Origin of the sequence: Microbacterium arborescens (assembly GCF_049707515.1) — a bacterium.
In the GTDB taxonomy this organism is placed as follows: Bacteria; Actinomycetota; Actinomycetes; order Actinomycetales; family Microbacteriaceae; genus Microbacterium; species Microbacterium arborescens_B.
Genome location: NZ_JBNAFI010000001.1, coordinates 236,221 through 261,594, shown reverse-complemented (window position 1 = coordinate 261,594; position 25,374 = coordinate 236,221). Strand labels below are relative to the sequence as shown.

Sequence of the window (25,374 nt, the reverse complement as noted above, 5' to 3'; positions counted from 1 at the left end):
GCGTCAGCGCTCGGACGGGTCGGGCTGCCGGGCCCGGCTCGGCTGCACACGCGGCGGCTCACCCGGCATCTTGGGGAACTCGGGCGGGAAGGGCAGTTCGCCGAGCCCGGCGTCGAGGTCGCGCTGCCACCACTCCAGCAGCGTGTCGATGCGCCCGGGTGATTCCTGGAGTCCCGCCCACGGGTCGCCGACGTCGGACAGTCGCTGCGGAACCGTCCGCACCGTGAACGACGCCGGCTCGACACCGGCCGCGAGCTCATCCCACGTGATCGGGGTGGCGACCGTGGCCGCCGGCAGCGCCCGTGCGCTGTAGGCGCCCGCCATCGTGCGGTCGCGATTGGCCTGGTTGAAGTCGACGAAGATCCGCTCGCCGCGCTCCTCCTTCCACCAATTGGTCGTGACCCGGTCGGGCATCCGCCGTTCGAGCTCGCGCGCGGCGGCGATGACGGCGTGACGCACGTCGAGGAACTCGTGCGCCGGCTCGATGGGACAGAACACGTGCAGACCGCGGTTGCCGCTCGTCTTGAGGAACGCGGTGAGCCCGCCCTCGGCGAGGACGTCGCGCAGGGCGGGCGCCACGGCTGCGGCATCCGCGAAGTCCGTGCCCGGCTGCGGGTCGAGGTCGATCCGCAGCTCGACGGGGTTGTCGGTGTCTGCGGCGAGCGAGGCCCACGGGTGGAACACGACGGTGTTCATCTGCACCGCCCACACGACCGCCGCAGCCTCGTTCAGTACGACCTGCGGATGCCGGCGCCCGCTGTTGTACGTGCACACGACCTGGTCGACGTAGCCGGGAGCGCCCTTGGGCGGGTTCTTCGAGAAGAAACGCTCTCCCTCGATCGAGTCGGGGAAGCGTTCGAGCGAGATCGGCCGGTGCCCGTTCGCACGGAGGAACGCCTCGGCGACGGAGATCGCGTACTCCGCGTACTCGTGCTTGGTGATGCCGAGCTCGGGCCACAGCACCCGATTCGGACTCGAGAGACCGACCTCGCGGTCACCGTCGGGGCCCGGCACGGTCAGGGTGATGCGCTCGCTCGCCATGGCCCGACCCTAGGGTGTCGGGGACGGCTGCCACACCCCCTGGACAATCCCGTCGGCGGAATGCTCGGCGACGGAGCGTCGGCATCGATACATCTGTCGGACCGGCGGTGCTGGTGTTGCCTCGAGCCTGGCGTGAGGACTCACGAGCACCGCCGGTCCGACGGACGTATCAACGCGACGGCGTCAGGATGTCGGCGGCTCGGCCGGCGCGGGCTGGGCAGGCGCAGGCGCGGGCGCGGGCGACGCGGGCTCGGCAGGCGCGGGCTCGGGGTCGGGTTCGTCGGCGCGCGCGAGCACGGGGCCGAGATCGGCTCGGTCGACGTGGATCCAGGGACCGCCCGGGTCGACGATGACGCCCGTCAGCGCGGGGTTCGACTGGAGCGCGCGGCCCACCTGCGCGGCGGTGACGGGCACCGGCCGGTCGCCGCGCTGCAGGACGAGCACCTCGAGCGGGTGGGAGTACACCTCGAGACGGCGCTCACCCGAGACCGTGCGCGATTCGGCGAGACCGAGCTGTCCGCCCTCACCCGCCGGCCCGGCCGCGACCCACAGCGGCGCGTTCGCGAGGGCCTCGCCGACGGCCGCGGCGGTCTCGGGGCCGCGCGGACCGGCGAGCAGGTTCTTGATCGTGAAGGCGGGATCGCCCTCCTCGAACGCCTTGGTGATGAGCTGGACAGGCAGGACGATGCGCGAACCGGCGACCGCGTGGTCGATGATGAGGCCTTCGTAGGGTCCCTCGATCGCGTTGCGGAACACGTTGGCCACCGGCAGGCCCAGGGCTGAGGTGTCACGGTCGCCGTCGGCCTCGACGCTCGCCCGCAGCGACGCGCCGCCGGTGAAGGCGAGGAGGAATCGCGCACCGTCGATCTGCGAGACGGCGAGCGTGATCGGCTTGCCCTCGGCCGTGAGGGCACGCGCGTCGCCGCGGACGCGGACGTACATCGTTCCCTGCATGCTCTGTCGCATGACGTTCATGACGTCGACGTTGCCGGGCTTCTCGGTCAGGGATGCCAGTGCCGCCTGGACGAGGGTGTTGTCGGGCATGCCCGTCACCGTCTCGGTGCGCTCGGGCGCTTCCGCGGGCGGACGGGTCACCGACCGCTCGGGCCGCGCGGGAGCCGTGGCGGCGGGGGCAGGGGCGCCGAAGGTCGAGAGCGAGATGCCCACGTGGGGCACGGACTCCGGTAGAGCCTCCGAGGCCGCGCTCGCGGCCGCGTCACCGTCGACGTCGGCTTCGACCTCGTCGGCGTTCGCAGGCTGGCTCGTGGTGTCTCGCGCTGAGCGCTTGAAGATCGCCATGGTCCGAGCCTAACGCCCGGCCCTCGCCGTGCGACCGGGCGCGGCGGGGCTTGACGACGCGCCCACAGCGTGGTGGGCCTGAACGCGTGACGGGCTCAGACCCGATCGGCTCAGAGCTTGGCGATGGGGGCGATCTTGATGAGCAGCTTCTTCGGACCGGCGGAATCGAACCGGACATGCGCGACGCGCTTCGCCCCCTCGCCCGTGACCGCGTCGACCCGACCCTCGCCGAAGTCGTCGTGCCGGATGCGGTCGCCGGGGCCCAGCTCGAGGTCGCCGTTGTCACGAACCTTCGCGGGGATCCGGTTGGCGAACTTGGCGATGTCGCCGCTCTTCTCGCGACGGGGCAGCGGCACGAGGTCGTCGCCGTAGCGCTTGCCCGATCCACCGGATGCGCCGCCGGGACCGCGTCGACCGTTCAGCGCGCGCGACTGCATGCCGCCACGGGAGTTCACGTCGCCCGGCGACTGCCGCCAGTCGATGAGTTCGTGCGGGATCTCCTGGAGGAACCGGCTCGGCATCGCCGCCGACACCTCGCCGAACTGCGCGCGCGTCATGGCGAGCGAGAGGTGCAGGCGCTTGCGGGCGCGGGTGAGGGCGACGTAGAAGAGCCGCCGCTCCTCCTGCGGACCCCCGGGCTCGTTCGCGGAGATGCGGTGCGGGATGAGGTCTTCTTCGACACCGGTCACGAACACGGCGTCGTACTCGAGCCCCTTGGCCGTGTGCATCGTCATGAGCGAGACCGTGCCCGACGCGTCATCCAGATCGTCGGCGTCGGCGACGAGGGCGACCTCCGTCAGGAAGTCGAGGATCGTGCCGTCGGGGTTGTTGCGAGCGAACTCGCGCGTCACCGCGATGAGCTCGTCGAGGTTCTCGAGGCGCGCCTCGTCTTGCGGGTCGCGGCTCGCGCGAAGCGCGTCCATGTACCCCGACTTGTTCAGCAGCAGCGTGAGGCCCTGCGTCACCGCCGTGGGCGGGGCGACCTCGCCCGAGCTCGGCAGCATGATCTCGGATGCTTCCGCCAGCACGGCGTCGAGCTGCGCGATCGCGGCCTGGATCTTCGGGCCGACGCCCAGCGCGGAGGCGTTGGCGAGCGCGTCGCGGAAGGTGATCTGCTGATCGGCGGCGTACCGGGCGATGGAGGTCTCGGTGACGTCCCCGATGCCGCGGCGGGGGCGGTTCAGGATGCGGCGCACCGCGAGCTCGTCGGCCGGGTTCGCGACGGCGACGACGTAGGCGAGGGCATCCTTGATCTCGGCGCGGTCGTAGAACTTCGTTCCGCCCATGATCTTGTACGGGATCGCCGCCCGGATGAAGATCTCCTCCAGGGCCCGCGACTGCGAGTTCGTCCGGTAGAAGACCGCCATCTGCGAATACGGCACGGACGAGCGATGCAGCGCCTCGATCTCGTCGGCGACGAACTGGGCCTCGTCGTGCTGCGAATACCCGGTGAAGCCGACGATCGCGTCACCGGCCCCGACATCGGTCCAGAGCTTCTTGTCTTTACGGTCGAAGTTGTTCGAGATGACGGCGTTCGCCGCCGAGAGGATGTTCTGCGTCGAACGGTAGTTCTGCTCGAGCAGCACGACCTTCGCGCCGGGATAGTCGCGCTCGAACTCGGTGATGTTGCGGATGTCCGCGCCGCGGAAGGCGTAGATCGACTGGTCGGAGTCGCCGACGACGGTCAGCGACGCGCCCTCGAGCTCGGGCGTGGTCTCCGGCTCGAAGATCATCATGCCGCCGGCCGAGAAGGCGTCGCCGCCCTCGCCCTGGACGGGACGGGTCAGCTCGTGGATCAGCGCGTACTGGGCGTGGTTGGTGTCCTGGTACTCGTCGACGAGGATGTGGCGGAATCGCTTGCGGTAGACGTCGGCGACGTGCGGGAAGGCCCGGAACAGATACACCGTCTGCGCGATCAGATCGTCGAAGTCGAAAGCGTTGGCTCGCTGGAGCGCCGACTGGTACGCGCCGAAGACCTCGACGAAGACGCGCTCGGCGGGGTCGGACATGTTCGCCTGGCGCGCGTACGAGTCGGCGTCGGCGAGCTCGTTCTTGAGCTTCGAGATGCGGCTCTGCACGCCGGCCGGGGTGAGGCCGAACGCGTCGGCCTCGTGCTCCTTCACGAGACGCTTGATGAGCGCCCGGGAGTCGCCCGAATCGTAGATCGTGAAGCTCTTGGTGAATCCGAACTGCTGCGCCTCGCGGCGGAGGATGCGCACGCACGCGGAGTGGAAGGTCGAGATCCACATGCCCTGAGCGCTGTCCCCGATCAGCTGCTGCACGCGCTCGCGCATCTCGCCCGCGGCCTTGTTCGTGAACGTGATCGCGAGGATCTGGCTCGGCCACGCCTCGCGCCCACGGAGCAACGATGCGATGCGGTGCGTCAGGACGCGGGTTTTGCCCGAGCCGGCACCCGCCACGATGAGCAGCGCGGGACCGCGGTAGGTCACCGCTTCGCGCTGAGGCTGATTGAGCCCCTCGAGGAGGTCTGCGTCGGGACGCTCGCCGGAAGGGGCGCCGGGGCGCACGGATGCGGCGGAGCCGACGATGACGGGCTTGATGGGCTCTGGCATGACCACTCGATTCTACGTTCGGCCGCCGACACCCGTGCCGACCCCCGTGCCGACCCCCGAAGCGGCGATCGACCCGACCGGAATGGTCGCCATCGGCCATGACACACCGCCATCTCCGTCGGTTCGCGGGCGGAAGGGGGGAGGGAGGGAAGGAAGGAAGGGGGGCCGGCGTCATGCGGGGTAGCACGGGGACTTCGGGCTTCACAGCTGTGGCGGCCGGGGTGACGCCTGCGTAGCGTGATGGCATCGCGGCGATCCGGGTGGTCCCGGGCATCGGTTCATACCCGATCGCGCTGCGGGTTCGACTCCCGCCGTCGCGTCTACTCCGTGCCTGTCAGTGCGTGTCGCGCGCGTCGAGTTCGTCGAGCCGTCGCAGCGCGTCCTCTGCCCGGGCGAGCCGATCCGCCTCGCGCTCGTCCCACCAGTACGGGCCGCGCTCGCCCAGCCCGTGCTTGGCCAGGCCCACGCGCTCGCGCGCCGCCGCGACCGCCTCGTCGTCTGCGCGCCGCTTCGCCGCGCCCACCGCCGAACGTCCGCGCCCGAGGTGCGACTTCAGCGCCGCGACGAGATCGTCGGGCAGCGAGGGATCGGTGCGCCGCCACCGCCGACCGTCGACGACGAGCCAGCGTTCGGAATCGACATCGGCCACGGACTCAGTATGAGCCGTGGCCGATGTCGAGGGCGCCGTGCGTTCAGGCGCGGCGGTACTCGGCCCGCATAGGGCAGTCGAACGGGTCGCGCGCGGCGAGGCCGACGCGGTTGAGGTAGTCGATGACGATCGCGTACGAGCGCCACAGGCTCGTCTCGGTGTACGGCACGTTCAGGGCGTCGCACTGGTCCTTCACGATGGCGCGGGCGCGGGCGAGGGCCGGGCGCGGCATGTTCGGGAAGAGGTGGTGCTCGACCTGGTAGTTGAGGCCGCCCATGAGCCACGTCGCCCACCAGCCGCCGCCGATGTTGCGCGACGTGCGCACCTGCTTGGTGAAGAAGTCGAGCTTCGCGTCGGGCGCGATGATCGCCATGCCCTTGTGGTTAGGAGCGAACGAGGCTCCCATGTATAAACCGAAGACGGCGACCTGGACGCCGAAGAACGCGAAGGCCATGCCCAGCGGCAGGAAGATGAAGACCGGAGCGACGAAGATCGCGAATCGAGCCAGGATGAGGGTGAGCTCGACCGCGCGCTTCTTCACGGGGCCCCGGCTGACGAGGTGCCGCACCGACAGTGCGTGGAGGTTCAGGCCTTCAAGCAGCAGCAGCGGGAAGAAGAACCAGCCCTGGCGCTGGGTGATGAACCGGCGGATGCCGCGGGCGGTGGCGGCATCCTCCTCGATGAACGAGATCGTGTCGATCTCGATGTCGGGGTCCTTGCCCACCTTGTTCGGGTTCGAGTGATGCCGGGCGTGCTTCGACGTCCACCACGACAGGCTCATGCCGACGACGCCGACGGCGAGGAACCGCGCAAGCCGGTCGTTGGCCGGGCCCGAGGCCAGCACCTGACGGTGGTCCGCCTCATGCGCGAGGAACGCGACCTGGGTGAACACGATGCCGAGCGCTGCGGCGATGAGCAGCTGGAACCAGCTGTCGCCGAGCAGGACGAAGCCCGTCACGCACCCGCCGATCGCGAGGATCAGCGCCAGGCCGACGAGCCCGTAGAACCAGGGAGTGCGGCGCAAGAGACCGGATTCGCGCACGACCCGCGAGACATCGGTGAAGGCCTGCGCCATCGGAGGGAACTCGGCAGTTCCGGCGTAGGTGTTGCGGATGGGGCCGAGACGCGACTCGACGACGGGTGTAGCGATGAGAGCACCTGCTGACTCGTTCGTGACCGAGAACGGTCGGGAGCAGAAGGCGGATGCCGACGGCTGAGGCCCACACTACGGAGCGGCAGATCGCCGCAGCGGTATATGCCTCGCACTCTCGGCGTATACACGGTGGCCGCCCAGCGTACGGTGCCGCCTCGCGCCTATTCGGCGGCGTCCAGGAGAGCGCCGTTTCGGGGCGCCTCGGGCGGTTCCGGCACGACGTACAGGCCCGTCGGCGAGTTCGCCGTGTAGGTGAGCGCCTCGAGCCAGGCTCGGTTGAGCGCCGGCGTCCGACTGCCGTAGTACTTGAAGACCAAACCGCATGCCGGGTGCAACCATACGGTGGTGCGCCCGTCGCCGATGCTGACGTCGTCCTTCCAGGTGATGGTGAACGCCTCGCCGCGCCGGAGCTTCGTCGTGATCACGGTCTGGAGGTGCGCGAGCGTCCGATCTTCGAAATCGGCTCGTATCTGGTTCTCGTAGATGAATCTGCCCACCACAGTTCCTTCCGTGCTCCCCCTGACCCTAGTGACACGCGCACTCCGCAGCATCCACTTGTGCTGGTGCGTGAGATCGGTAGTCTCGCCTGACGGCGATTCGACGCCGGTGGAGCGAAGGACGGATGCCGTGGCCAAGCGAGTCGATCTTTTCTACGGAGGCCGTCTCTACAGCATCGGCGGACGCGAGATCGAGGATGTGCGCGCCGAGATCGCGGACGCGCTCGCTCGGGGCCATGGATGGCTCACCGTCAACGACGGCGAGGGGGTCGCCCAGGCGACCGAGCTGCTCATCAGCGCCGGCGTGGACGTGACGCTCGCCGCCATCCCGAACGACTGATCTGTTTCGGAGCCGCCCGCGAAAGTCAACCCCCTCCCCACTTTCGACGACCGTCGAGAGTCTGCGGTCGCAGGACGGCTGTGCGCGTCTCGGATCGAGCGCGCGCGGAACGGACTCTTCCACGCGACGCCGTGATGCGATCGCGGAAGCTGTTGATCACGCCCACGACGGGCGCGCAAGGAGGAATGTTGGGCAGGTTTGTTTACGACGGGAACAATCGCGTCGAGATCGAGGACCGAACGCTCGCCCACCTCCAGATGACGATCGGAGCCAAGCTCCGACGGGGCGAGGCGTTCTTCTTCACCTGGAAGGACGACGTCAGCGTCGGCAAGGGTCGCACGACCGTCTGGATGCACGCCGGGGCCTCGCTCGTGTTCACCTTCCACGGCAGTCGCACCCCCGCGATCAACCGCGCCTGGCTCGAGGCGCTCATGTACACGGCGAACTCCCCCGGTGGGCTGTACGTCGTTCCCGAACCGGCGGAGTCCGCGGCCGACAAGCTGGTTGTTGAATAGTCAGCCCTTTCGGCGGGGGTTGCAGACCGACGACCCCGGTCGGGCGCAGGAATCGGTCAGCTCGCTCTACGAGACGCCGATGGATCTCTCCGTCGAACCGTCGACGACCTTCCGGTACGAGATGGCGGCACTCGCGCATCCCGACGCTGCCGCGGCAGCGGTACGTTTCAGCGGCACGATGCGAACGACGGCGCGCGCATTTCCGCGCCTCATCGTCGCCCACGCGGCCCAGGGGAATCACCGGTGGCAGGTCGGCAACGAGTCGGGCGATGGCCGCACCCCCTTCGTGGTGCCCCCGGAGACCGAGTTCAGCGCCGAATTCGGTCAGTTGCACCTCCGCACCTTCAGCATCACCACCGACACGCTCGATCTCGTGCTCCGCGGCATGCTCGGCGACGACCCGCGCCATCTGCGACTGTCGGGCCTCAACCGCCGAGCCGAGAATCCCCGGCTCATCGCGGAGACCCTGCGATTCCTCGAGGCGACGATGCTCGCAGACGAGAAGGTCGCCGCCTCACCGCTCATGCGCACTCAGCTCGTGCATCAGGCGGTCGCATCGCTCGTGACCGCGTTCCCGCTCGTCGATGCCGAGGAGGTCGAACGCCGGCGTCCCACCGCGCGTACCGTGCGACGTGCCGTCGCCTTCATGGAGGAGAACGTCGGCAACCCCATCAGCATCAACGACATCGCCGTTGCCGCGGGCACGTCGGTCCGGGCGCTCCAGAGCGCCTTCCACAAGGCGTTCGAGATCCCGCCCAGCACGTATCTGCGGCGCCTGCGCATCGAAGGCGCGCACAGCGAGCTGCGCGCAGCGCATCCGGGTTCCACGACCGTCCGCGACGTCGCCCTCCGCTGGGGCTTCGCTCACACGGGACGCTTCGCCCAGCTCTACGCGGCGATATACGGAGAGCACCCGTCGCACACGCTGCGGCGCTGAGCGGCGGCCCTCAGCCCGCGTCCGCCGCGGCGGGATCCGGAAGCAGCAGCCACACGCGCGCGCCGCCGAGGGGCGACTCGTCGAGTCCGATCCGCCCGCCGTGCGCCTCGATCACCCGCCGGCAGGTGGACAGACCGATGCCGAGGCCCTCGGCATCCGAGTTCCCGCGCTCCATCAGTGCGAACACACGTTCCCGGTCGGGGCTGGGAACCCCGGGCCCGTTGTCGTCGACGGTGATCCGCCACCCGCCCTGCACCTCGCGGGCTGCGATGCTCACCTGTGGGGTCCGGCCCGCCGCGGCGGTGAACTTGAGGGCATTGGCCACGAGGTTCTGCAGCACCGCGCGGAGCAGCGTGAGGTCACCGATCGGCTCGACGTCGATGTCCCAGCGGACCTCCGCGCCCGCGCCGGTGATCGCGGCGTCGAGGTCATCGACGACCGCGCGCATCACGGCATCGAGGTTCACGCGCGTCCGCTGCGGGCTCGCACCCCCGACGCGTGCGTACGCGAGGATGTCGGAGATCATCGCGTTCATGCGATCGGCCGCCGACTCGGCACGAGCCAGCACGCGCGCGGCCTCCGGAGCATTGACCATGTCGGGGCTGTCGATCGCCAGCTCGAGGAAGCCGGTCAGAGCCGTGAGCGGATTGCGGAGGTCGTGGCTGATCTGTCCGGCGAAGCGGGAGAGCTGATCGTTGGACTCGCTGAGCACCCGGCTGATGCGGCGCAACTCCAGCAGATCCACCACCTGGTGCGCGAGGAGGTCGAGGGCTTCGCGCGCCGAGTCGTCGAGATCGCCCACGGACTCGTCGAAGACGCAGAGCGTGCCGATCGCGACGCCCGCCGGTGTGACGAGCGGGCTCGAGGCGTAGAAGCGCACGTTCGCGATCTCGCCGGTGACGAAGGGGTTCTGGGCGAAACGCTCGTCGAGGCGGGCGTCGGGCACGACGACGCGACCGGGACGCGCGATCACCGCGGCGCACATGGAGTCCTCGCGGGAGCAGACCGCGGGCTCGATCCCGACCGCGGCGATCTGATGCTGGGACCGGTCGTCGATGATGTTGATGACGGCGGTGTTGACGTCGCAGACGGTCGCCGCCAGGCGCACGATGCCCTGCAGATCCGGCGAGGGCGCCTCGCCGATCACGCGGTAGGCGTCGATGGCCTCGCGGCGGGTGATGTCGAGTTGAGTGAGCATGGCCCTCTTAAGCTATCCGCGTTCCCGGCGGCAGGGTCCGCGCCGGGGTCTTCGTGCGAGACCATGCGCCGGCCACGAGCGCGCCGGCGACGACGACCTGCACGCCCAGCCCGACGAACCAGCTCGGCACCGTCCGGTCGCGGATCTCAGCCGGGGTCGCCACGAGGTCGTCGCGGGCGGGATCGCAGTCGTCGTAATCGGTCGCGAGGTCGGGTGCGATCTGCGCCTGCCGGACGGCCGACGCGATCTGTCCGAACAGATCGACGGGATAGCCGAGACGGTCGTACTCGGCGGGGGTCGCGTCGGCCAGGATGACGAACGGGTTGGCGGCCAGCACACCCCAGACGCGGTCGAAACGCGGCACGGTGTAGACCGATTCCTGCGGCTCGCCGCACACCATCTGAGCGGGGTCGTTCCAGCACTCCTCCGACCCGTCGCGGCACTGCGGCGAACCGTCGGCGTTGTACTGCATCGCACGGTAGGTCGTCGTCGCCTCGCTCGAGAACGCGGTGGCGGCGAGCCCGAAGGCGATGAGCGTGCCGAACACGAGGGCCGAGACCACCAGGTAGGTCGCCGCGACGGAGAAGAGCGGACGCGCGATGAGGCCGCTCAGCCCGACCCCGATCGCAGCGATGACCCCGATCTCGATGATGAGCACGGCCAGCGAGACCACGACCACGACAGGGTCGACTCCCCCGGCGAACGTCGCGACGACGAGGAAGGGCGCGGCCACGGCGGCGAACGCCAGACCGGTGATCCACGCCGCGAGGACCTTTCCGAGCAGGATCTCGGACGTCCTCGCGAGGGTGACCTGCACGGGCGCGAGGGTCGCCGCATCCCGGTCGCCGTTGACGGAGTTGCCGCTCAGCGTCGGCGAGACGAGGACCACGAGCAGCAGGGTGATGATGACGATCGTGGAGTAGATGCCGGCGCCGCGCTGGTCTCCGTCGGAGACGGAACCCCCGAAGGCCAGGAACGCCAGCACCGTCACGCCGATGAGCAGCAGCGCGAAGATGCCGAGCAGCACGTACCACGACACCGTCCGCACCCGCTGGAGCAGTTCGAGGCGAGCGACGGTCCACAGCCGGGCGAGGCTCACGACGTCTCCTTCCCGTCGGTGCCGAGATCCAAGAAGGTGTGCTCGAGCATCCCCGTGGCCGCGGAGAACTCGGCGACGGCGACGCCCGCCGCCAGCAGGGCGCGCAGACCCGCAGCCGCGTCGGTCTCGGACGCGAACGGGATCAGCACGTCGCGACGATCGATCGGCACTCGCGCGACATCGAGTCCCAGGGCTGTTGCGATCGGGAGCACCGCGGCCTGCGCGTCGAGGCCCGCCACGCGGACGCGCCAGGTGCGGGTGCGTCCAGCCGCCTCCGCGACACGCTCCGGGCGGACGGTCGCGCCGCCGAGCAGGAAGACCGCGTCGTCGACGACCTCTTCGAGCTCGGAGAGGATGTGGCTGGAGATCAGCACGGTCTTTCCCGCCGCAGCGAATCCGCGCAGGAGTCCGCGCAGATCGACGCGGGCCTGCGGGTCGAGGCCCGATGCCGGCTCGTCGAGGAGCAGGACGGACGGGTCGTGGACGAGGGCCCTCGCGAGCCCGAGCCGCTGCTTCTGCCCTCGCGAGAGCACGCGGGCCGGGGAACCGGCGAGGTCGGCGAGCCCGACCCGGTCGAGGAGCTCGCCCGCACGCCGGGCCGCTGCCGGCCTGTCGAGGTCGTAGAGCCGCCCGGTCATCTCGAGCGTCTCCCGGACCGTGAGCGACCCCCACGCGCCGAGCGCGTCCGGCATCCAGCCCAGCCGGGCGCGAGCGGCTGCGGGATCTGCGACCGGGTCGATGTCGGCGATGCGGATGCTGCCCGAGTCGGGCTGCAGCAGTGATGCGAGCATCAGCAGCAGCGTCGTCTTGCCGGCACCGTTGGGTCCGACCAGGCCCGTCACCGCGCCGGCGCGGGCATCCAGGTCGACCCCCCGTACGGCCTCGACGTGCCCGAACGATCGACGGACGTCGCGGACGGTGATCCCGGCGGTGACCATGTCCGCCACCCTAGGGGACCCGGGCGACGGGATCGAGCGCGGTGTCCCGCTCAGCCGACGAAGACCTGCATCCCGAGATCGGGGTGGTCGACGAAGACGCCGTCGACACCGGATGCCGCCAGTTCGGCCCATTCGCCGGCGTAGTCGCCCCACGCGGACCGGCCGCCGCTGCCCCGGTGCCGCCGGGAGAGGAAGGCGTTCTCGGGCCGCGCCGTCCAGGTGAACACGGCGAGACCGCGGTCGTGAGCGGCACGGACGATGTCGGCGCCGCCGTCGGCACCGCGGGCGGGGTCGAGGATCATGCGCTTGTCGACGCTCACGCCGTCGACCCGTCGGCTCAGTTCGGCCAGCCCCGCCGCCGACATCCACTCGGAATAGCTGCGCGCCCGCGCACCCTCGATGACGACGAGATCGTGGGGGGCACCGTCGGCCTCGAGGAGGAAGACACGAGCGCCGGGGACGCCGGCATCGGCGAGCCGGTCGAGGATCGTCAACTCGAACGATTCGATCCACAGCGGGAGCCCGTCGCCCCGCCAGCCGGCAGCGGCCAGTTCCGCAGCGACGAGAGCGGCGACATCGAAGCCGGCGCTCTCGAGGAACGTCGCGTGCTTGATCTCCAGCACGACCCCGGGTCGGCGCCGCGACGCCTCGGCGAAGCCGGTGACCAGGTCGAGCAGATCGCGCAGCCGGAGAATGGGCTCGGTTCCATCGAACCGGGCACTGTCGGGCCGGAGCTGCGGGAGGCGCTCGCGGCACCGGAGCCGCGACAGCTCGTCCCACGTGAAGTCCTCGGCGAACCACCCGGTCAGCGGCACCCCGTCCACCGTCTTGGTGGTGCGGCGCTGCGCGAACTCGGGATGGTCGGAGACATCGGTGGTCGATCCGATCTCGTTCTCGTGGCGCACGATCGCCACTCCGTCACGGCTGAAGACGATGTCGGGCTCGACGGCGTCGACGCCGGTCTCGAGTGCGAGGAGGTACGAAGAACGCGTGTGCTCGGGGACGTACCCGGGCGCACCGCGATGGCCGATCACGAGGGGGCGGGGCACGTCCTCAGGTTACGGGCTGGCACCTCGCGATTTCGCTCAGGGCGATCGCCTTCATGGAGTGCTCACAGCACCGCGCATACCCCGGCGGTAACCGGTTCCCGTAGGCTGGGGGCACACGGCATCCAGCTGTGTCGACCCTCGACTTGGAGTGTGAGAGCAGTGGCCCTCAATAACCCCGCATTCGACAATCCCGCGTTCAAGGAGCAGCGGCCGGGTCTGACGCCGCCCGCCGCCCCCGGGATCCAGACCGCGTCGGCGCAGCACGCCGGCGTGAACGTCGCTGCCCAGGCGCACCTCGAAGGCATGTACGCAGCGCCCGCCGCCGGCGCCCGCGAGACCGACCGCATGACGGTCGAAGACACCGTCGTGAAGACCCTCGGACTGTTCGCGATCCTGCTCGCGGCGGCCGTGGCCGGCTGGGTGTGGACGCTTTCGACGGTCACGCCCGACAACCTCAACCCGACGCTCGTCCCCTGGATGATCGGCGCACTCGGTGGCTTCGTGCTGGCGATGGTCATCACGTTCACGTCGCGCAAGAAGGTCCGGCCCGGCCTGATCTTCGCGTACGCCGGGTTCGAGGGTCTCTTCGTCGGCGGCATCTCCGCCTACCTGGAGTTCATCTTCCCGGGCATCGTCATGCAGGCGACGCTCGCGACGCTCGCCGTCGTCGGTGTCACCCTGGCCCTGTTCGCGAGCGGCAAGGTCCGCGCGTCGGCCAAGGCCACGAAGATCTTCATGATCGCGATGCTCGGCTACCTCGTCTTCTCGCTGCTCAACGTCGGCCTGATGCTCTTCAACGTCATCCCCGGCAACATGATGTTCGGCCTGCACAGCATGACGATTGCCGGCATCCCGCTCGGTCTGATCATCGGCGTGCTCGTGGTCATCATGGCGGCGTACTCGCTCGTGCTCGACTTCGACCAGATCCAGCAGGGCGTCCGCAACGGCGCGCCCCGCAAGTTCGGCTGGGTCGGCGCCTTCGGCATCATGGTCACCGTCGTCTGGCTGTACGTCGAGATCCTGCGCATCATCGCCATCCTGCGCGGCAACAACTGACGCAAGACCCGCAGTCCTCGAAGGCCCGTCCGGTTCGCCGGGCGGGCCTTCGTCGTTCGCCCGCACAGTATGCCTGTCGACCGTCGGCACGTAAAACCGGACGCTCGTGCCGGACCTGATCCGACGCTCGCCGTTCGATTCGTGACCCTCCGCTTCGCCCGCTGACCTCTCGCTCCGCGACGCGGAACCCGGAGGATGTCGCGAACCTCGGACCCACGTGCACGATGATTCCGAAGCCCGCGACATCCTCCGCCGTTGGTGCGCGTGGCGGGCGCGGATTTGTTCCGGCGCGCCACACGAGCCCAGCACATCATGTAGTGGCTGAATCGAGATCCGACCCCCACATCTGGGCTATCTCGTGAAGGGACCTCCATGAGCACACGCACCATCCCCGTTCAGGCGACCGTCGAGGAGTACCTCGAGCGACGCGACTGGCGCGTCAACGCGAACGCGAACCAGGGCTACAGCCTGGGCGGCCTCATCCTCAACGCGTCCGGCAAGCTGATCGCCAACTACTGGCTCGACGAGGTCTACGCGCCCGAGGCCGGGGCAGCGCACCGCGACGGCGACATCCACATCCACGATCTCGACGTGTTCGCCGGCTACTGCGCCGGCTGGTCGCTGCGCCAACTGGTCGAGCAGGGGTTCAACGGGGTCCCGGGCGCGATCTCCTCGACCCCGCCGAAGCACTTCTCGAGCGCCCTCGGGCAGATCGTCAACTTTCTCGGGACTCTGCAGAACGAATGGGCGGGAGCTCAGGCGTTCAGCTCGTTCGACACGTATCTCGCGCCGTTCGTGCGGCTCGACGCGCTCGATGACCGAGCGGTGCGCCAGGGCATCCAGGAGCTCGTGTTCAACCTCAACGTCCCCTCACGGTGGGGCACCCAGACGCCGTTCACGAACCTGACGTTCGACTGGACCTGCCCCGACGATCTCGCCGACCAGCGCCCGCTCGTGGGCGGTCGCCTCGCCGACTTCACCTACGGCGACCTCGCGCCCGAGATGGCGATGATCAATCGCGCGTTCCTGTCGGTGATGACCGAGGGCGACGCGGACGGGAGAGCCTTCACGTTCCCGATTCCGACCTACAACATCACGAAGGACTTCGACTGGGACACCCCCGAAGTCGATGCGCTGTTCGGGATGACGGCGAAGTACGGCCTGCCCTACTTCCAGAACTTCGTGAACTCCGACCTCGACCCCGGGATGATCCGGTCGATGTGCTGCCGCCTGCAGCTCGACCTCACGGAGCTGCTCAAGCGCGGCAACGGGCTGTTCGGCTCGGCCGAGCAGACCGGTTCCCTCGGCGTCGTCACGGTCAACTGCGCTCGACTCGGGTTCGTGCACGCCGGCGACCGCGCGGGCCTGTACGCGCAGCTCGACCGGCTGCTCGAGATCGCCCGCGACAGCCTCGAAGCCAAACGGACCGTCATCGGGCACCACCTCGACGCCGGTCTCTACCCCTACAGCAGGCGGTACCTCGGAACCTTCGCGAACCACTTCTCCACGATCGGGGTCAACGGTCTCAACGAGGCGGTGCGCAACTTCACCGACGATCGGCACGACATCACCACCGACGAGGGGATGCGGTTCGCTGCAGACCTGCTCGATCACGTGCGCGCACGCATGGTCGAGTTCCAGGAGCAGACCGGGCACCTCTACAACCTCGAGGCCACCCCGGCCGAATCGGCGACTTACCGCTTCGCCCGCGCCGACATCGCACGCTTCCCGGGCGTCCGTCACGCCGGCACGACGGCCAATCCGTACTACACGAACTCGTCGCAGCTGCCGGTCGCGTTCACCGACGACCCGTTCCTCGCGATGGAGCTCCAGGAGGGTCTGCAGCAGAAGTACACCGGCGGCACCGTCCTGCACCTCTACATGGGCGAGGCTGCACCGACGGCGGCGGCGTGCAAGGCCCTCGTCCGCCGTTCGCTCGAGCGATTCCGCATCCCGTACATCACGGTCACGCCGACGTTCTCGATCTGCCCCCAGCACGGCTACCTTTCCGGCGACCACACGTCATGTCCGCAGTGCCGCGCCGAATGCGAGGTGTGGACGCGGGTGATGGGCTACTTCCGCCCGGTCTCGTCGTTCAACATCGGCAAGAGGGGCGAGGCGGCCGAGCGCGTGTCCTTCTCGTACGAACGCGCCGCCGCGGTGGTGTGACGTGTCCGTTGTGCAGGGTCGCAGCCCTTCCGAGCTGCGGATCGCGGGGCTCTCGCGGTTCTCGGCCGTCGACTGGCCCGGCCGCCTGGTGGCGACCGTGTTCCTCCAGGGGTGCCCGTGGGACTGCCGCTACTGTCACAATCCCGATCTGATCGATCCGCGCGGGCGCGGCAGGATGCCGTGGGAGGGTGTCACCGCCTTCCTCGGGGAGCGCGGCGGACTGCTCGACGGGGTGGTCTTCTCGGGCGGCGAGCCGACGATGCAACGCGCCCTCCCCGATGCAATCGCACGGACCCGCGAGCTCGGGTTCGACGTCGGGCTGCACACCGGCGGCGCATACCCGGCCCTGCTCGAGGCCGTGCTGCCGGCGCTGTCGTGGATCGGGCTCGATGTGAAGGCGGGCGCCGAGGACTACGCCGCCGTGACGGGGCGGGGTCCGAGCGGGCGCGCCGCGCTGCGCTCGCTCGACCTCGTGCTCGCCGCCCAGCGCGAGCGCGCGGCCTCGCGGCATCCGCTCGACGTCGAGGTCCGTACGACGGTGCACCCCGACCTCATCGACGACGCTCGGCTCGGTGAGCTCGGCGAGTTGCTGGCCGCGCGCGGCGTGCGGTGCTGGGCGATCCAGCGTTTCCGCGCGACGGGCAGCCGGTGCGGGACGCCGGATTCGCCGCCGCTGCGCCTCGACCGCGTACCGCGCGCGAGGTTCGAACGCGTCGAGGTGAGATGAGCTTCGGCGGTGGCGGGATTCCGGCGGGCGTCAGCGAACACCCCGCGCGGTGAGGGCATCGCCCAGCTCGTCGGCGTGCTTGAGCGCGAGCACGATGAACGCGAGTGCCGAGGAACGTACGCCGCCGCCCGCGCCCCGGGCACGGTGGGCGTCGCGGACATCCCGGGCGATGCGGGCGAGCGTCGGCACGGAGCCGAGCGCGACGACGAGAAGGAGCGAGACGCGCGCGGCGTCGACACCGACGACCCGCGCCGGGCCGAGGACGCGCTCGAAGAGGTCGAGGAGTTCGCTCACGGGTGTCGTCAGCGCCAGCAGCGCTGCGAGGAGGATCGCGACGAGGATGCGCACTGTGCCGACCAGGGCGGGCTCGATTCCGAGGAAGACCGCCTGTCCGGCCAACGCGACGACCACGAGCCAGCGCAGCGCCCACGTCTGACGGGCGAGCTCGCGCCAGCCGGTGCCCGGAACCGCGTAGCACGCGACACACAGGATCACGGCCCCCGCGGCGGTCGCGGGCGAGGCGGGAAGGAGCGACACTGTCATCACCATCCCGAGGACGAGCACGGCCTTCGGGCCCGCCGGGAGCCGGTGCCAGCCTCGCGTCCCCGGACGGAAGAGAGTCAGCATCGCGTCGCCTCCGCGCGCGTTCCGGTCATCGCCGCCACGTGCGCTCGTACGCGGCGACGACGTCCGCGGCAGGCCCGGACCCGGCGATGCGGCCGCCCGCGACGTGCACGGCCACCTCGCACCGGCGCGCCAGATCGAGGTCGTGGGTCACGAGCAGCAGCCGGTGTCCGGTGTCGTCGAAGAGGTGCTCGGCGATCCGGGCGGCGTTGCGTCCGTCGAGGAACGCGGTCGGCTCGTCGGCGACGACCAGTGCGGGATCGCGGACGAAGGCACCGCACAGCGCGAGCAGCTGCTTCTGCCCGCCCGACAGTTCGTGCGCGGGATGATCGCGCAGTCCCGTCAGACCGAACCGCTCGAGCGCCCGCTCGACCCGGGCCGCGCGGTCGGCACGAGACGAACGATCCGACCGGAGCGAGAACGCCACGTCCTCGGCCACGGTGGGCATCACGATCTGGGCGTCGGGGTTGCTGAAGACGACCGCCACGCGGCGGCGCAGTTCCGCCGAGTCGCGGACCGGATCGCAACCGAGGACGCGCACGCTGCCCCCGGTGGGTCGCACCAGTCCGCTGACGAGCCGGGCGAGGGTCGACTTGCCCGAGCCGTTGTCGCCGACCACGGCGATCGTGCGCGCGTCGAGCTCGAGCGTGAGCGGTGCGAGCACCTCCACGTCGCCCAGCCGCACGGCAGCGCGGTCGAAGCGGATGCTGGTCGCCGGGTGCCCCGCCGCGGTCACGGCCGTCCCTCGACGCCCGTCATGCGGTGGTCGGCGAGACGGTCGGGGTGGCGTCGTCGGTGTCGATGCCGGCACCGGTGTCAGCGGCGGTGCCTGCGATCGCGGTCGCGCGCGGTGCCCAGGTGCGGCGGAACGCCCGAGGGTAGCCGCGCACGAGCGCACCGACGACGAGCGTCGCGACGAGCACCTTGACGACGTCCCCCGGGACGAAGAGGAGGTTGGCCAACGCGGCCTGCTCGATCGGCAGGCGAAGCACGAGGCTCTGCACGGGGATGCCGCACGCGTAGACGACGAGGACTCCGCCGATCAGCATCCCGGCCGCGGTCCGCCACCACACCGGGCGCCGCGAGCCCGCGTGCACGATGAGTCCGACGACCACCGCGCCCAGGAGCCATCCCGCGAGGTAGCCGGCAGTCGGTCCCACGAAGACCGCAAGCCCGCCCCGGCCGCCGGCGAGCAGCGGCAGACCGACCGCCACGAGAGCGAGGAAGGTGCCGACCGAGGCCGCGCCGACGACGGGACCGAGCACAGCCCCCGCCAGCATCACACCGAGAGTCTGAGCGGTGATGGGCACACCTCCGAAGAGGGTGAACGACCCCGGCAGCCCTAACACCGCGATGAGAGCGGCGAACACGGCGGCACGGGCGAGGTCGGTCGCATCGAAACCGGAGCGGGTCCGAACAAACGGGGTCATGATTCCTCCTGAACACCGTTCACGTGAACGGCGTTCAGGTACAGTAGCGCCATGGTGATCGATGATTCAAACCGCGCCGGCCGCGCGAGTCGTCGATCACGCGACGACGTGGTTGACGCCGCTCTCGAGCTTCTGGATCGCGTCGGCCTTCCCGACCTGTCGATGCGCCGCCTCGCCGAGCATCTGGGAGTTCAGCCGAGTGCGATCTACTGGCACGTCGAGAACAAGCAGCAGCTGCTCGCCGCCGTCAGCGCACGCATCCTGCGGCCGGTGGGCGCGGACGGCTCGGACCGGGCCCTCGCCGTGTCCGAGGGCGAGGCGTCCACGGGGCTCGACGCCGCGGCGCGCGAACTGGCGACCCGCCTGCACGACAGCCTGCTCGCTCACCGCGACGGCGCCGAGGTCGTCTCGAGTTCCCTCGCGCTCGGACTCGTCGAGCCACCCGTGCACGCGCGGCTCCGTGAGGCTGCGACCCGCTCCGGTGGCTCGATCGACCTCGCCCGAACGGTCGCCGACGCGATCACCCATTTCGTCGTCGGCTTCACCTTCCATCAGCAGCAGCGACGCACCGCCGACGCGTGGGGAGCGGCAGCCGACGCCGTCGCCGCGTCGCCCGAGCGCATCGCGAACGGCGGCGACAGCGATGACGACGGGTTCACCGCGGCCCTCGACCTGATCATCGCGGGCGTGACAGCGGCGCTCGTCACCGACTCTCGCGGTTCCGACGCTTCGTATTCTGCGAACGGCGGCGCAGCACGGCATCCAGCGCCCCGGCGATGACGACCGCGACGACGTAGATCACCAGATCGCGCGCGTCGAAGACCGTCCCGAGCACGAGGACGGCGGGTGGGAAGACCTCGGCGGCGCGCGCGGGCACATCGCTCAGCTGCAGCAGCTCGATGGCGATGCACCAGCCGCCGGCGATCGCGGCGGCCGCGACCGGCTGCGCTCGCGGCGCGACAGCGACGACGAGAACATAGACGAGCACCGCGTAGAGCGCATCGCCCGCGATGTCGGTCGCGTCCGTATCGGGCAGGCTGCCGTGGACGACGAGGCCGGCCGCGACGACGACGACTGCCGCAGCAACGGCGCCCCACCGGCGTGCGCGCGTGCTCCCGCCCGGGACCGACTCGCCGCCCGGAGCAGGAACGACGCCCGCGGCGCGCCTCACAGCCGTTCGCGAAGCCAGGACGTCGAGACGGAGCGGGCGCCCGCGGCCTCGACGCGGGCGCGCAGGTCGCGATCGGAGGTCACGACGCTCACGCGCTCTCTCGCCGCGACCGCAGCCGTGGCGACCTCGACGACCATGTCGTCACCCGAGGCCGGAGCACGACTGATGTCGACGCCGGTCGGTGCGGCCACATCTCTCGCCTGACCCTCGACGACCGCCACGACGCGCGGGAACCAGGTGTGCTCGGGAAGCTCGAGCCCGCCGGCATCCGTTCCCCGTCCCGACAGGCTCGACAACTGCGTGAGCAGCCGGTCGGCGGCGCCGGCGCGGTCGCGCCACCACCCGTCCGGGACCGAGCCCACCACGTTCGCGACATCCACGATGAGGGTCGGGCGCACGTCGAGCAGCCCACGGAGCCGCGGCCAGGATGCCGCAAAACCCGGATGCAGCGGGTACGAATCGACGTCCTCGATCGGAACCCACGCGAGCTCGCGGCTCTCGGGATCGCTGATGATCGGGTGGAACGGTGTCGTGACGTCGGCGACCAGGGTGCCGTAGGTCCACACGCCGACATCGAGCACGCTCAGGAACCGCGGCGAGACGGCGTCTGCGGGAACCCCGGCCTCTTCGGCCGACTCGCGCAACGCTCCGTCACGCGCGGACTCCCCCGCGTGACGCGCACCTCCGGGAAGACCCCACGTGTCGCCGAAGTGGCTCCACGACACACGGTGCTGCAGCAGCACGCCCTGTTCCGCGTCGACCGCGAGGAGACCTGCGGCGCCGAAGCGGCCCCAGTACCGTTCGCCGGACGGTGCGACCACCCAGACATCGCCCGGGTCGCGCGGGCCGTGCGACGGGCGCGGGGCGGCAGCCTGGTCGTCGGTCATCCCCACAGCCTGACACAGCACGGGTCCGCGAGCTGGTGATTGGCATCGTGTTACCAGCCGGCTCGCGCCGGCGAACGCCGGACAATGAGGACGTGGACTACGAGATCGACGATTCCCCCGCCCGCATCCAGCGTGACGTGGTGTGGCAGTGGCTCTCGTCCGAGGCGTACTGGGGCCGGTGGCGTGAACGCTCGGTGCTCGAGGCGCAGCTCGACGCCGCCTGGCGCGTCGTCGGGGCCTATCGCCTCGACACCGGAGAGCAGGTCGGCTTCGCCCGCGCAGCATCCGACGGTGCGAGCTTCGCGTACCTCGCCGACGTGTTCGTCGTCGCAGAGCACCAGGGCGCGGGCATCGCCCACCGCATGCTCCGCCGCATGATCGACGAGGGCCCGGGCCACGACTTCCGCTGGACGCTCTTCACGCGCGACGCGCACAGCCTCTATGCGGAGTTCGGGTTCGAGGCCCCCGACGCGACCGCCATGGTGCGTCGGGCATCTCCGGACAAACGCTGACCTCGGCGGGATGGTCGCTTGCGGTCGCGGTGGGGGTGGCGGTCGCGGAGAAGCGGCGGTGACGTGGGCGTTCGCGGCGGTGGGGTGGCGCGGGCGGCCGCGGCGTCGGAGGGGCGGCGCGAGCGTCCGCGGCGGTGGGGCTGCGTGGGCGGCGGCAGCGGGGTGGCACGGGCGGCCGCGGCGGTGGGGCTGCGTGGGCGGCGGCGGGGTGGTGGGGCGGGGTAACGCTGTCGTCGGGTCGGAAGTGGCGAGGCTCGGGTCCCGGGTCCGGGTACGGGGTCGAGTCTGGTCGCCAGCCGGTACCCAACGCGCGCCGGTATGGGGGTTCGAGGCACCGCGAAACAGCGCGGCGCCGGGCTGTGGAGAGTCGTGGGCCGATGTCGGAGGTCCGTGGCAGGATTCGAACATGCATTCGAATGGCGGGATGGGAAGCGACGGCGATACGGACGCCCTCGCCCGACTCGTCGCGGATGCCGAAGGTGTGTCGGATTTCATCCGGGCGGGGCAGGTCCGTGAAGTGCGGGTGCTCGCCGCCGCCGGTCGGCTTGCGGAGACACAGGCGGCGGGCGCGTCCGAGAAGGTGAAAGCGCGCGAGATGGCGTTGCGTGGGATTGCTGCGGAGCTCGCGGGAGTGTTCGTGGCGACCGACCGGACACTGCAGCGGCGTATCGACGAAGCCCGAGACCTCGTGGAGAACTACCCCCTCACGATGACGGCATGGGAGGAAGGGCGGATCGTGCGCGGGCACGTGCGCGTCATCCAGGACGTGGGATGCATCATCCCCGCCGAGAGCCGGGAAGAATTCGAGCGGCTCGCGATCGAGAAGTGCCAGGGCGAGACGCCGAACCGGGTCCGGGACGCGCTGCAGTTCCTGGCAGACCGACTGCACCCGCGGACGTTCACCGAACGCCACGAAGAAGCCGCAGCAGGGCGCTGCGTTCGCGCCCAGGCGGGGCCCGACGGGATGTCGGACCTGATCGCGACGCTGCCCACCGTCATCGCGGACGGGATCGTCGACCGCCTCACCCGGCAGGCGCGGGAGATCATCAACGCCCGGCCCCGCGCGGATGCGGCGGGGGCCGCAGATGGCGCGGATACGGCGGTCGGCGCGGATGCTGCGGGCGCCGCGGCCGACGGATCGACGTTCGGCGACGCGGGGTTGTTCGGGACGGCCTACGCGGACGGATCGCTCGGCGATGCGTCCGCGGCCGGCGACGCATCGTCGTTCGTGGGCGACACGCGCACCATCGATCAGGTCCGTGCGGACGTGTTCTCCGACCTCCTCCTCGCCGGAACACCCGCCCTCGACCCCACCGCCACCGCCACCGGCGACGGGGAAGGGACCCTCGGGGCGATCCGTGCCCATGTGCAGGTCGCCGTGTCCGCGCTGACGCTGATCGGACAAGACGACGGGCCGGCTGACCTCGTCGGCCGCTCCCCCATCGACGCCGCCACCGCCCGCACGCTCGCAGGCAACGCATCTGCCTGGGACCGGCTGCTGACCCACCCCGTCACCGGCACGGTGCTCGAGTGCGACGCCTACCGGCCCACCGCCGCGATGGTGCGGCTGCTGCGGGCGCGTGACCGGCACTGCCGGTTCCCCGGATGCCGGCAACCCGCCATCAGGTGCGAGATCGACCACACCACCGCAGCATCCGACGGCGGACCCACACACGTCTGCAACCTCGCACACCTGTGCAAACGCCACCACGACGTCAAATACCACACCAGATGGCACCTCCGACAACTCCCGGGCGGAAGGCTGGTGTGGACCTCGCCGACGGGGCGGATCTACCGCGAAGACGCACCACCACCCCTCGTCGCCTTCACCCTCGGCGAGCCACCAGGGAACCCGGACGCCCCGTCACCGCGGAGCGGACCACCGAGACCGTCGGGCGCAACCACCATGCCGCCCGGCGCACCACCGCCGTTCTGACACTCCCCCGGCGCGCACGTGAGATCCCCGGGCGCGCAGGCGAGATGCGAGTCGACGTTCGACACGCAACGGGGGACCGATCAGTGCGGTACGTGGTGGCATCCGGCATCCGGCATTCGGCGCCCGACGCCGGGCCCGGGTCAGGGCGCCGAGATGAGCAGGCTGCTGAACGAGTCAGCGGGAAGAACGACCTCGAACGCCGCGCCATCGAGAGCGATCGTGACAGGCATCTCGTCAGCGAGGTCGCTCTGCATCACAACGGCGATCGATCCGTCGGGATTCTCGAAGGCGAGCTGGTTCTCGTGACCGGTCCAGCTGAAGGCATCGATGCGCGTCGCGCCGCTCTGCACGAAGTGTGCGAGATGCTTCAAGACGAAGAACTCGTGGGTGAAGCGGAATCCCCGCGTCTCGGGATCCACGACGACAAGGGAGTTCTGCGCCCAGCCCCACCGGCTGACCCCGCCCTCGTCGAGCGCGAGGTTCCAGTAGGTGTACGCGTTGGCGCCGGCCTCGAAGAACCGCCTCATGAGCGACCAGGTGTACCGCGCGAACCGCCAATCGTTGCGACCGTCACCGCACTCCTGCTCCGTCTGATAGAGCGACAGGTGCGGCGCGACGCGGCGCGCATCGGCGATCGCGCCCTTGCCCGCCCACTGGAATCCAGCACCCGAGATGAACGGTGCCGCTGCAGGGTCGGCGAGAACGGCCGCGAGGTGTTCCGGCGCGGGACGCTCCTGCGTTCCGAAGAACACATCGACGCCGAGCTCCCGCATGCGGGGGCCCAGCACGGCGATGAAACGCGCCAACCCCTCAGGCGTCCACGTGCAGCTGGGGAAGACCTGCGGCGAATTGAACTCGTTCTGCGGCATCACCATCGCGACGTCGATGCCCTCACGGCGGTACGCCTCGATGAAGCGCGCGAAGTACTCGGCATACGCCCGCAGGTATCGAGGTTCCTGGATCATCATGTCCGTCCCCTCGGCGCCGACCTGGTCCGGCCGCAGGCCGTTGTCGACGTCGCTCCCCTGCCACGGCAGCGCAGCGGCATAGTGCCCGTTCGTCTTCATCCACGTCGGCGGGCTCCACGGCGAGGCCCACAGCTTCAGATCGGGCCGGCGCCGCAGCGCCTCGGTGATGTACGGCACGAGGGCCGCGCGGTCGTGATCGATCGAGAAATGCTCGAGCTCGAAATCGCCGTCGACCTCGTCGTACGAGTACCAGTCGGTCGAGAAATCGTTCGCCCCCAGCGGCATCCGACAGACGGAGAAGCCGGTCCCCTGCCCCGGAACGAACAGCTCGTCGAAGATCGCCGCTCGGTCGCCCTCGTCAAGACGCGAGAGCGCGCGCCAGCCGAGCTCGTTGAAGCAGACCCCGAACCCCTCGACCACCTGATGCCGGCGGTCGGTGCGCAGCAGCACGTTCGGCATCGCGGTCATCGGCGCGAACTGCGGGGCCGGCATCTCGACCCACGGCCGGTCGCGATCCGTGCTGACCCACGCGATGCGGCGGTGATGGGGGGCGAGCTCGGACATGCGGGCCTCTCGTTATGCCGGACGAATCAACGCCCACCGGGC

General features: G+C 70.2%; 25 protein-coding genes and 1 tRNA gene. 10 read left to right on the top strand and 16 right to left on the bottom strand.

Annotation, left to right across the window (positions count from 1 at the left end):
- Window positions 1-3: 3 nt before the first annotated feature.
- The 3 genes from ligD to ACPYN5_RS01090 all read right to left on the bottom strand — a co-directional run bounded on the left by ligD (window position 4) and on the right by ACPYN5_RS01090 (window position 4,913).
- Window positions 4-1,041, bottom strand: coding sequence for a non-homologous end-joining DNA ligase (gene ligD, locus ACPYN5_RS01100; RefSeq protein ID WP_424447145.1), 1,038 nt, complete (start codon window positions 1,039-1,041; stop codon window positions 4-6).
- A 183-nt stretch (window positions 1,042-1,224) separates the two neighbouring features.
- Window positions 1,225-2,340 carry an SseB family protein gene (locus ACPYN5_RS01095; RefSeq protein ID WP_424447144.1) on the bottom strand — a complete coding sequence of 372 codons (1,116 nt, stop codon included), beginning with the start codon at window positions 2,338-2,340 and terminating at the stop codon, window positions 1,225-1,227.
- Between the two features lie 110 nt (window positions 2,341-2,450).
- Complete coding sequence (locus ACPYN5_RS01090) at window positions 2,451-4,913, bottom strand: ATP-dependent helicase (RefSeq protein ID WP_424447143.1); 2,463 nt, start codon at window positions 4,911-4,913, stop codon at window positions 2,451-2,453.
- Window positions 4,914-5,160: 247 nt separating this feature from the next.
- On the opposite strand from ACPYN5_RS01090, the gene ACPYN5_RS01085 reads away from it, so the two are divergent.
- Window positions 5,161-5,233, top strand: a tRNA-Met gene (locus ACPYN5_RS01085).
- Window positions 5,234-5,247: 14 nt separating this feature from the next.
- Here the strand turns inward: ACPYN5_RS01085 and ACPYN5_RS01080 are convergent.
- The 3 genes from ACPYN5_RS01080 to ACPYN5_RS01070 all read right to left on the bottom strand — a co-directional run bounded on the left by ACPYN5_RS01080 (window position 5,248) and on the right by ACPYN5_RS01070 (window position 7,212).
- Entirely contained in the window at window positions 5,248-5,562 is a 315-nt protein-coding gene (locus ACPYN5_RS01080) for a biopolymer transporter Tol (protein WP_424447142.1), read from the bottom strand.
- 43 nt (window positions 5,563-5,605) lie between these two features.
- Window positions 5,606-6,712 carry a fatty acid desaturase family protein gene (locus ACPYN5_RS01075; protein ID WP_424447666.1) on the bottom strand — a complete coding sequence of 369 codons (1,107 nt, stop codon included), beginning with the start codon at window positions 6,710-6,712 and terminating at the stop codon, window positions 5,606-5,608.
- 164 nt (window positions 6,713-6,876) lie between these two features.
- On the bottom strand, window positions 6,877-7,212 hold the full coding sequence (locus tag ACPYN5_RS01070) for a DUF7882 family protein (RefSeq protein ID WP_424447141.1): 336 nt from the start codon (window positions 7,210-7,212) through the stop codon (window positions 6,877-6,879).
- Window positions 7,213-7,342: 130 nt separating this feature from the next.
- Here ACPYN5_RS01070 and ACPYN5_RS01065 point away from each other — a divergent pair, with 130 nt between their 5' ends.
- From ACPYN5_RS01065 to ACPYN5_RS01055, 3 genes are all read left to right on the top strand, one after another.
- Entirely contained in the window at window positions 7,343-7,552 is a 210-nt protein-coding gene (locus ACPYN5_RS01065) for a hypothetical protein (protein ID WP_424447140.1), read from the top strand.
- Window positions 7,553-7,740: 188 nt separating this feature from the next.
- Window positions 7,741-8,067: a DUF7882 family protein gene (locus ACPYN5_RS01060; protein WP_424447139.1), complete on the top strand. Its 327-nt coding sequence runs from the start codon at window positions 7,741-7,743 to the stop codon at window positions 8,065-8,067.
- Between the two features lie 79 nt (window positions 8,068-8,146).
- The gene (locus tag ACPYN5_RS01055) at window positions 8,147-9,004 is read left to right on the top strand and encodes a helix-turn-helix transcriptional regulator (protein WP_424447138.1); all 858 of its coding nucleotides are present in this window, start codon (window positions 8,147-8,149) and stop codon (window positions 9,002-9,004) included.
- Window positions 9,005-9,014: 10 nt separating this feature from the next.
- On the opposite strand, the gene ACPYN5_RS01050 is transcribed toward ACPYN5_RS01055, so the two are convergent.
- Genes ACPYN5_RS01050 through ACPYN5_RS01035 form a run of 4 tightly spaced genes read right to left on the bottom strand, consistent with a single transcriptional unit; the run spans window position 9,015 to window position 13,288 of the window.
- Window positions 9,015-10,202: a sensor histidine kinase gene (locus ACPYN5_RS01050; RefSeq protein WP_424447137.1), complete on the bottom strand. Its 1,188-nt coding sequence runs from the start codon at window positions 10,200-10,202 to the stop codon at window positions 9,015-9,017.
- A 7-nt stretch (window positions 10,203-10,209) separates the two neighbouring features.
- Window positions 10,210-11,301, bottom strand: coding sequence for an ABC transporter permease (locus tag ACPYN5_RS01045; RefSeq protein WP_424447136.1), 1,092 nt, complete (start codon window positions 11,299-11,301; stop codon window positions 10,210-10,212).
- Window positions 11,298-12,239: an ABC transporter ATP-binding protein gene (locus tag ACPYN5_RS01040; RefSeq protein WP_424447135.1), complete on the bottom strand. Its 942-nt coding sequence runs from the start codon at window positions 12,237-12,239 to the stop codon at window positions 11,298-11,300. Before ACPYN5_RS01040 ends, ACPYN5_RS01045 begins: the two co-directional genes overlap by 4 nt.
- A 50-nt stretch (window positions 12,240-12,289) precedes the next feature.
- Entirely contained in the window at window positions 12,290-13,288 is a 999-nt protein-coding gene (locus ACPYN5_RS01035; RefSeq protein ID WP_424447134.1) for a glycerophosphodiester phosphodiesterase family protein, read from the bottom strand.
- A gap of 159 nt (window positions 13,289-13,447) precedes the next feature.
- Here ACPYN5_RS01035 and ACPYN5_RS01030 point away from each other — a divergent pair, with 159 nt between their 5' ends.
- From ACPYN5_RS01030 to ACPYN5_RS01020, 3 genes are all read left to right on the top strand, one after another.
- The gene (locus tag ACPYN5_RS01030; protein WP_424447133.1) at window positions 13,448-14,344 is read left to right on the top strand and encodes a Bax inhibitor-1/YccA family protein; all 897 of its coding nucleotides are present in this window, start codon (window positions 13,448-13,450) and stop codon (window positions 14,342-14,344) included.
- Window positions 14,345-14,716: 372 nt separating this feature from the next.
- Entirely contained in the window at window positions 14,717-16,513 is a 1,797-nt protein-coding gene (locus tag ACPYN5_RS01025) for a ribonucleoside triphosphate reductase (RefSeq protein ID WP_424447132.1), read from the top strand.
- Between the two features lies 1 nt (window position 16,514).
- Window positions 16,515-17,240, top strand: a complete 726-nt coding sequence (locus ACPYN5_RS01020; protein ID WP_424447131.1) for an anaerobic ribonucleoside-triphosphate reductase activating protein — start codon at window positions 16,515-16,517, stop codon at window positions 17,238-17,240.
- Between the two features lie 30 nt (window positions 17,241-17,270).
- On the opposite strand, the gene ACPYN5_RS01015 is transcribed toward ACPYN5_RS01020, so the two are convergent.
- From ACPYN5_RS01015 to ACPYN5_RS01005, 3 genes are read right to left on the bottom strand one after another with little or no spacing between them, the layout of a single operon-like run.
- Window positions 17,271-17,867, bottom strand: coding sequence for an energy-coupling factor transporter transmembrane component T family protein (locus tag ACPYN5_RS01015; protein WP_424447130.1), 597 nt, complete (start codon window positions 17,865-17,867; stop codon window positions 17,271-17,273).
- A 25-nt stretch (window positions 17,868-17,892) separates the two neighbouring features.
- On the bottom strand, window positions 17,893-18,600 hold the full coding sequence (locus ACPYN5_RS01010) for an energy-coupling factor ABC transporter ATP-binding protein (RefSeq protein ID WP_424447129.1): 708 nt from the start codon (window positions 18,598-18,600) through the stop codon (window positions 17,893-17,895).
- A gap of 19 nt (window positions 18,601-18,619) precedes the next feature.
- Window positions 18,620-19,294: a biotin transporter BioY gene (locus ACPYN5_RS01005; RefSeq protein WP_424447128.1), complete on the bottom strand. Its 675-nt coding sequence runs from the start codon at window positions 19,292-19,294 to the stop codon at window positions 18,620-18,622.
- 51 nt (window positions 19,295-19,345) lie between these two features.
- Between ACPYN5_RS01005 and ACPYN5_RS01000 the strand changes: the two genes are divergently transcribed.
- On the top strand, window positions 19,346-20,074 hold the full coding sequence (locus ACPYN5_RS01000; protein WP_424447127.1) for a TetR family transcriptional regulator: 729 nt from the start codon (window positions 19,346-19,348) through the stop codon (window positions 20,072-20,074).
- Here ACPYN5_RS01000 and ACPYN5_RS00995 read toward each other — a convergent pair.
- On the bottom strand, window positions 19,998-20,465 hold the full coding sequence (locus ACPYN5_RS00995; RefSeq protein WP_424447126.1) for a DUF2809 domain-containing protein: 468 nt from the start codon (window positions 20,463-20,465) through the stop codon (window positions 19,998-20,000). The genes ACPYN5_RS01000 and ACPYN5_RS00995 overlap by 77 nt on opposite strands.
- Window positions 20,462-21,352: an NUDIX domain-containing protein gene (locus tag ACPYN5_RS00990; RefSeq protein WP_424447125.1), complete on the bottom strand. Its 891-nt coding sequence runs from the start codon at window positions 21,350-21,352 to the stop codon at window positions 20,462-20,464. The genes ACPYN5_RS00995 and ACPYN5_RS00990 overlap by 4 nt, the downstream gene beginning before the upstream one ends.
- 92 nt (window positions 21,353-21,444) lie before the next feature.
- Between ACPYN5_RS00990 and ACPYN5_RS00985 the strand changes: the two genes are divergently transcribed.
- Window positions 21,445-21,864 carry a GNAT family N-acetyltransferase gene (locus ACPYN5_RS00985; RefSeq protein ID WP_424447124.1) on the top strand — a complete coding sequence of 140 codons (420 nt, stop codon included), beginning with the start codon at window positions 21,445-21,447 and terminating at the stop codon, window positions 21,862-21,864.
- A gap of 406 nt (window positions 21,865-22,270) precedes the next feature.
- Window positions 22,271-23,800 carry an HNH endonuclease gene (locus tag ACPYN5_RS00980; RefSeq protein ID WP_424447123.1) on the top strand — a complete coding sequence of 510 codons (1,530 nt, stop codon included), beginning with the start codon at window positions 22,271-22,273 and terminating at the stop codon, window positions 23,798-23,800.
- A gap of 140 nt (window positions 23,801-23,940) precedes the next feature.
- Here the strand turns inward: ACPYN5_RS00980 and ACPYN5_RS00975 are convergent, their stop codons facing one another.
- Window positions 23,941-25,332 carry a glycoside hydrolase family 30 protein gene (locus ACPYN5_RS00975; RefSeq protein ID WP_424447122.1) on the bottom strand — a complete coding sequence of 464 codons (1,392 nt, stop codon included), beginning with the start codon at window positions 25,330-25,332 and terminating at the stop codon, window positions 23,941-23,943.
- Window positions 25,333-25,374 lie beyond the last annotated feature (42 nt).

Excerpts from the sequence above, each read along its gene's own strand:
- ACPYN5_RS01005 (WP_424447128.1), bottom strand. The coding sequence starts at position 19,294 with ATGACCCCGTTTGTTCGGACCCGCTCCGGTTTCGATGCGACCGACCTC.
- ACPYN5_RS01025 (WP_424447132.1), top strand. The coding sequence starts at position 14,717 with ATGAGCACACGCACCATCCCCGTTCAGGCGACCGTCGAGGAGTACCTC.
- ACPYN5_RS01095 (WP_424447144.1), bottom strand. The coding sequence starts at position 2,340 with ATGGCGATCTTCAAGCGCTCAGCGCGAGACACCACGAGCCAGCCTGCG.
- ACPYN5_RS00975 (WP_424447122.1), bottom strand. The coding sequence starts at position 25,332 with ATGTCCGAGCTCGCCCCCCATCACCGCCGCATCGCGTGGGTCAGCACG.
- ACPYN5_RS01090 (WP_424447143.1), bottom strand. The coding sequence starts at position 4,913 with ATGCCAGAGCCCATCAAGCCCGTCATCGTCGGCTCCGCCGCATCCGTG.
- ligD (WP_424447145.1), bottom strand. The coding sequence starts at position 1,041 with ATGGCGAGCGAGCGCATCACCCTGACCGTGCCGGGCCCCGACGGTGAC.
- ACPYN5_RS01000 (WP_424447127.1), top strand. The coding sequence starts at position 19,346 with ATGGTGATCGATGATTCAAACCGCGCCGGCCGCGCGAGTCGTCGATCA.
- ACPYN5_RS01040 (WP_424447135.1), bottom strand. The coding sequence starts at position 12,239 with ATGGTCACCGCCGGGATCACCGTCCGCGACGTCCGTCGATCGTTCGGG.
- ACPYN5_RS01050 (WP_424447137.1), bottom strand. The coding sequence starts at position 10,202 with ATGCTCACTCAACTCGACATCACCCGCCGCGAGGCCATCGACGCCTAC.
- ACPYN5_RS00990 (WP_424447125.1), bottom strand. The coding sequence starts at position 21,352 with ATGACCGACGACCAGGCTGCCGCCCCGCGCCCGTCGCACGGCCCGCGC.
- ACPYN5_RS01055 (WP_424447138.1), top strand. The coding sequence starts at position 8,147 with ATGGATCTCTCCGTCGAACCGTCGACGACCTTCCGGTACGAGATGGCG.
- ACPYN5_RS00980 (WP_424447123.1), top strand. The coding sequence starts at position 22,271 with ATGCATTCGAATGGCGGGATGGGAAGCGACGGCGATACGGACGCCCTC.
- ACPYN5_RS01015 (WP_424447130.1), bottom strand. The coding sequence starts at position 17,867 with ATGCTGACTCTCTTCCGTCCGGGGACGCGAGGCTGGCACCGGCTCCCG.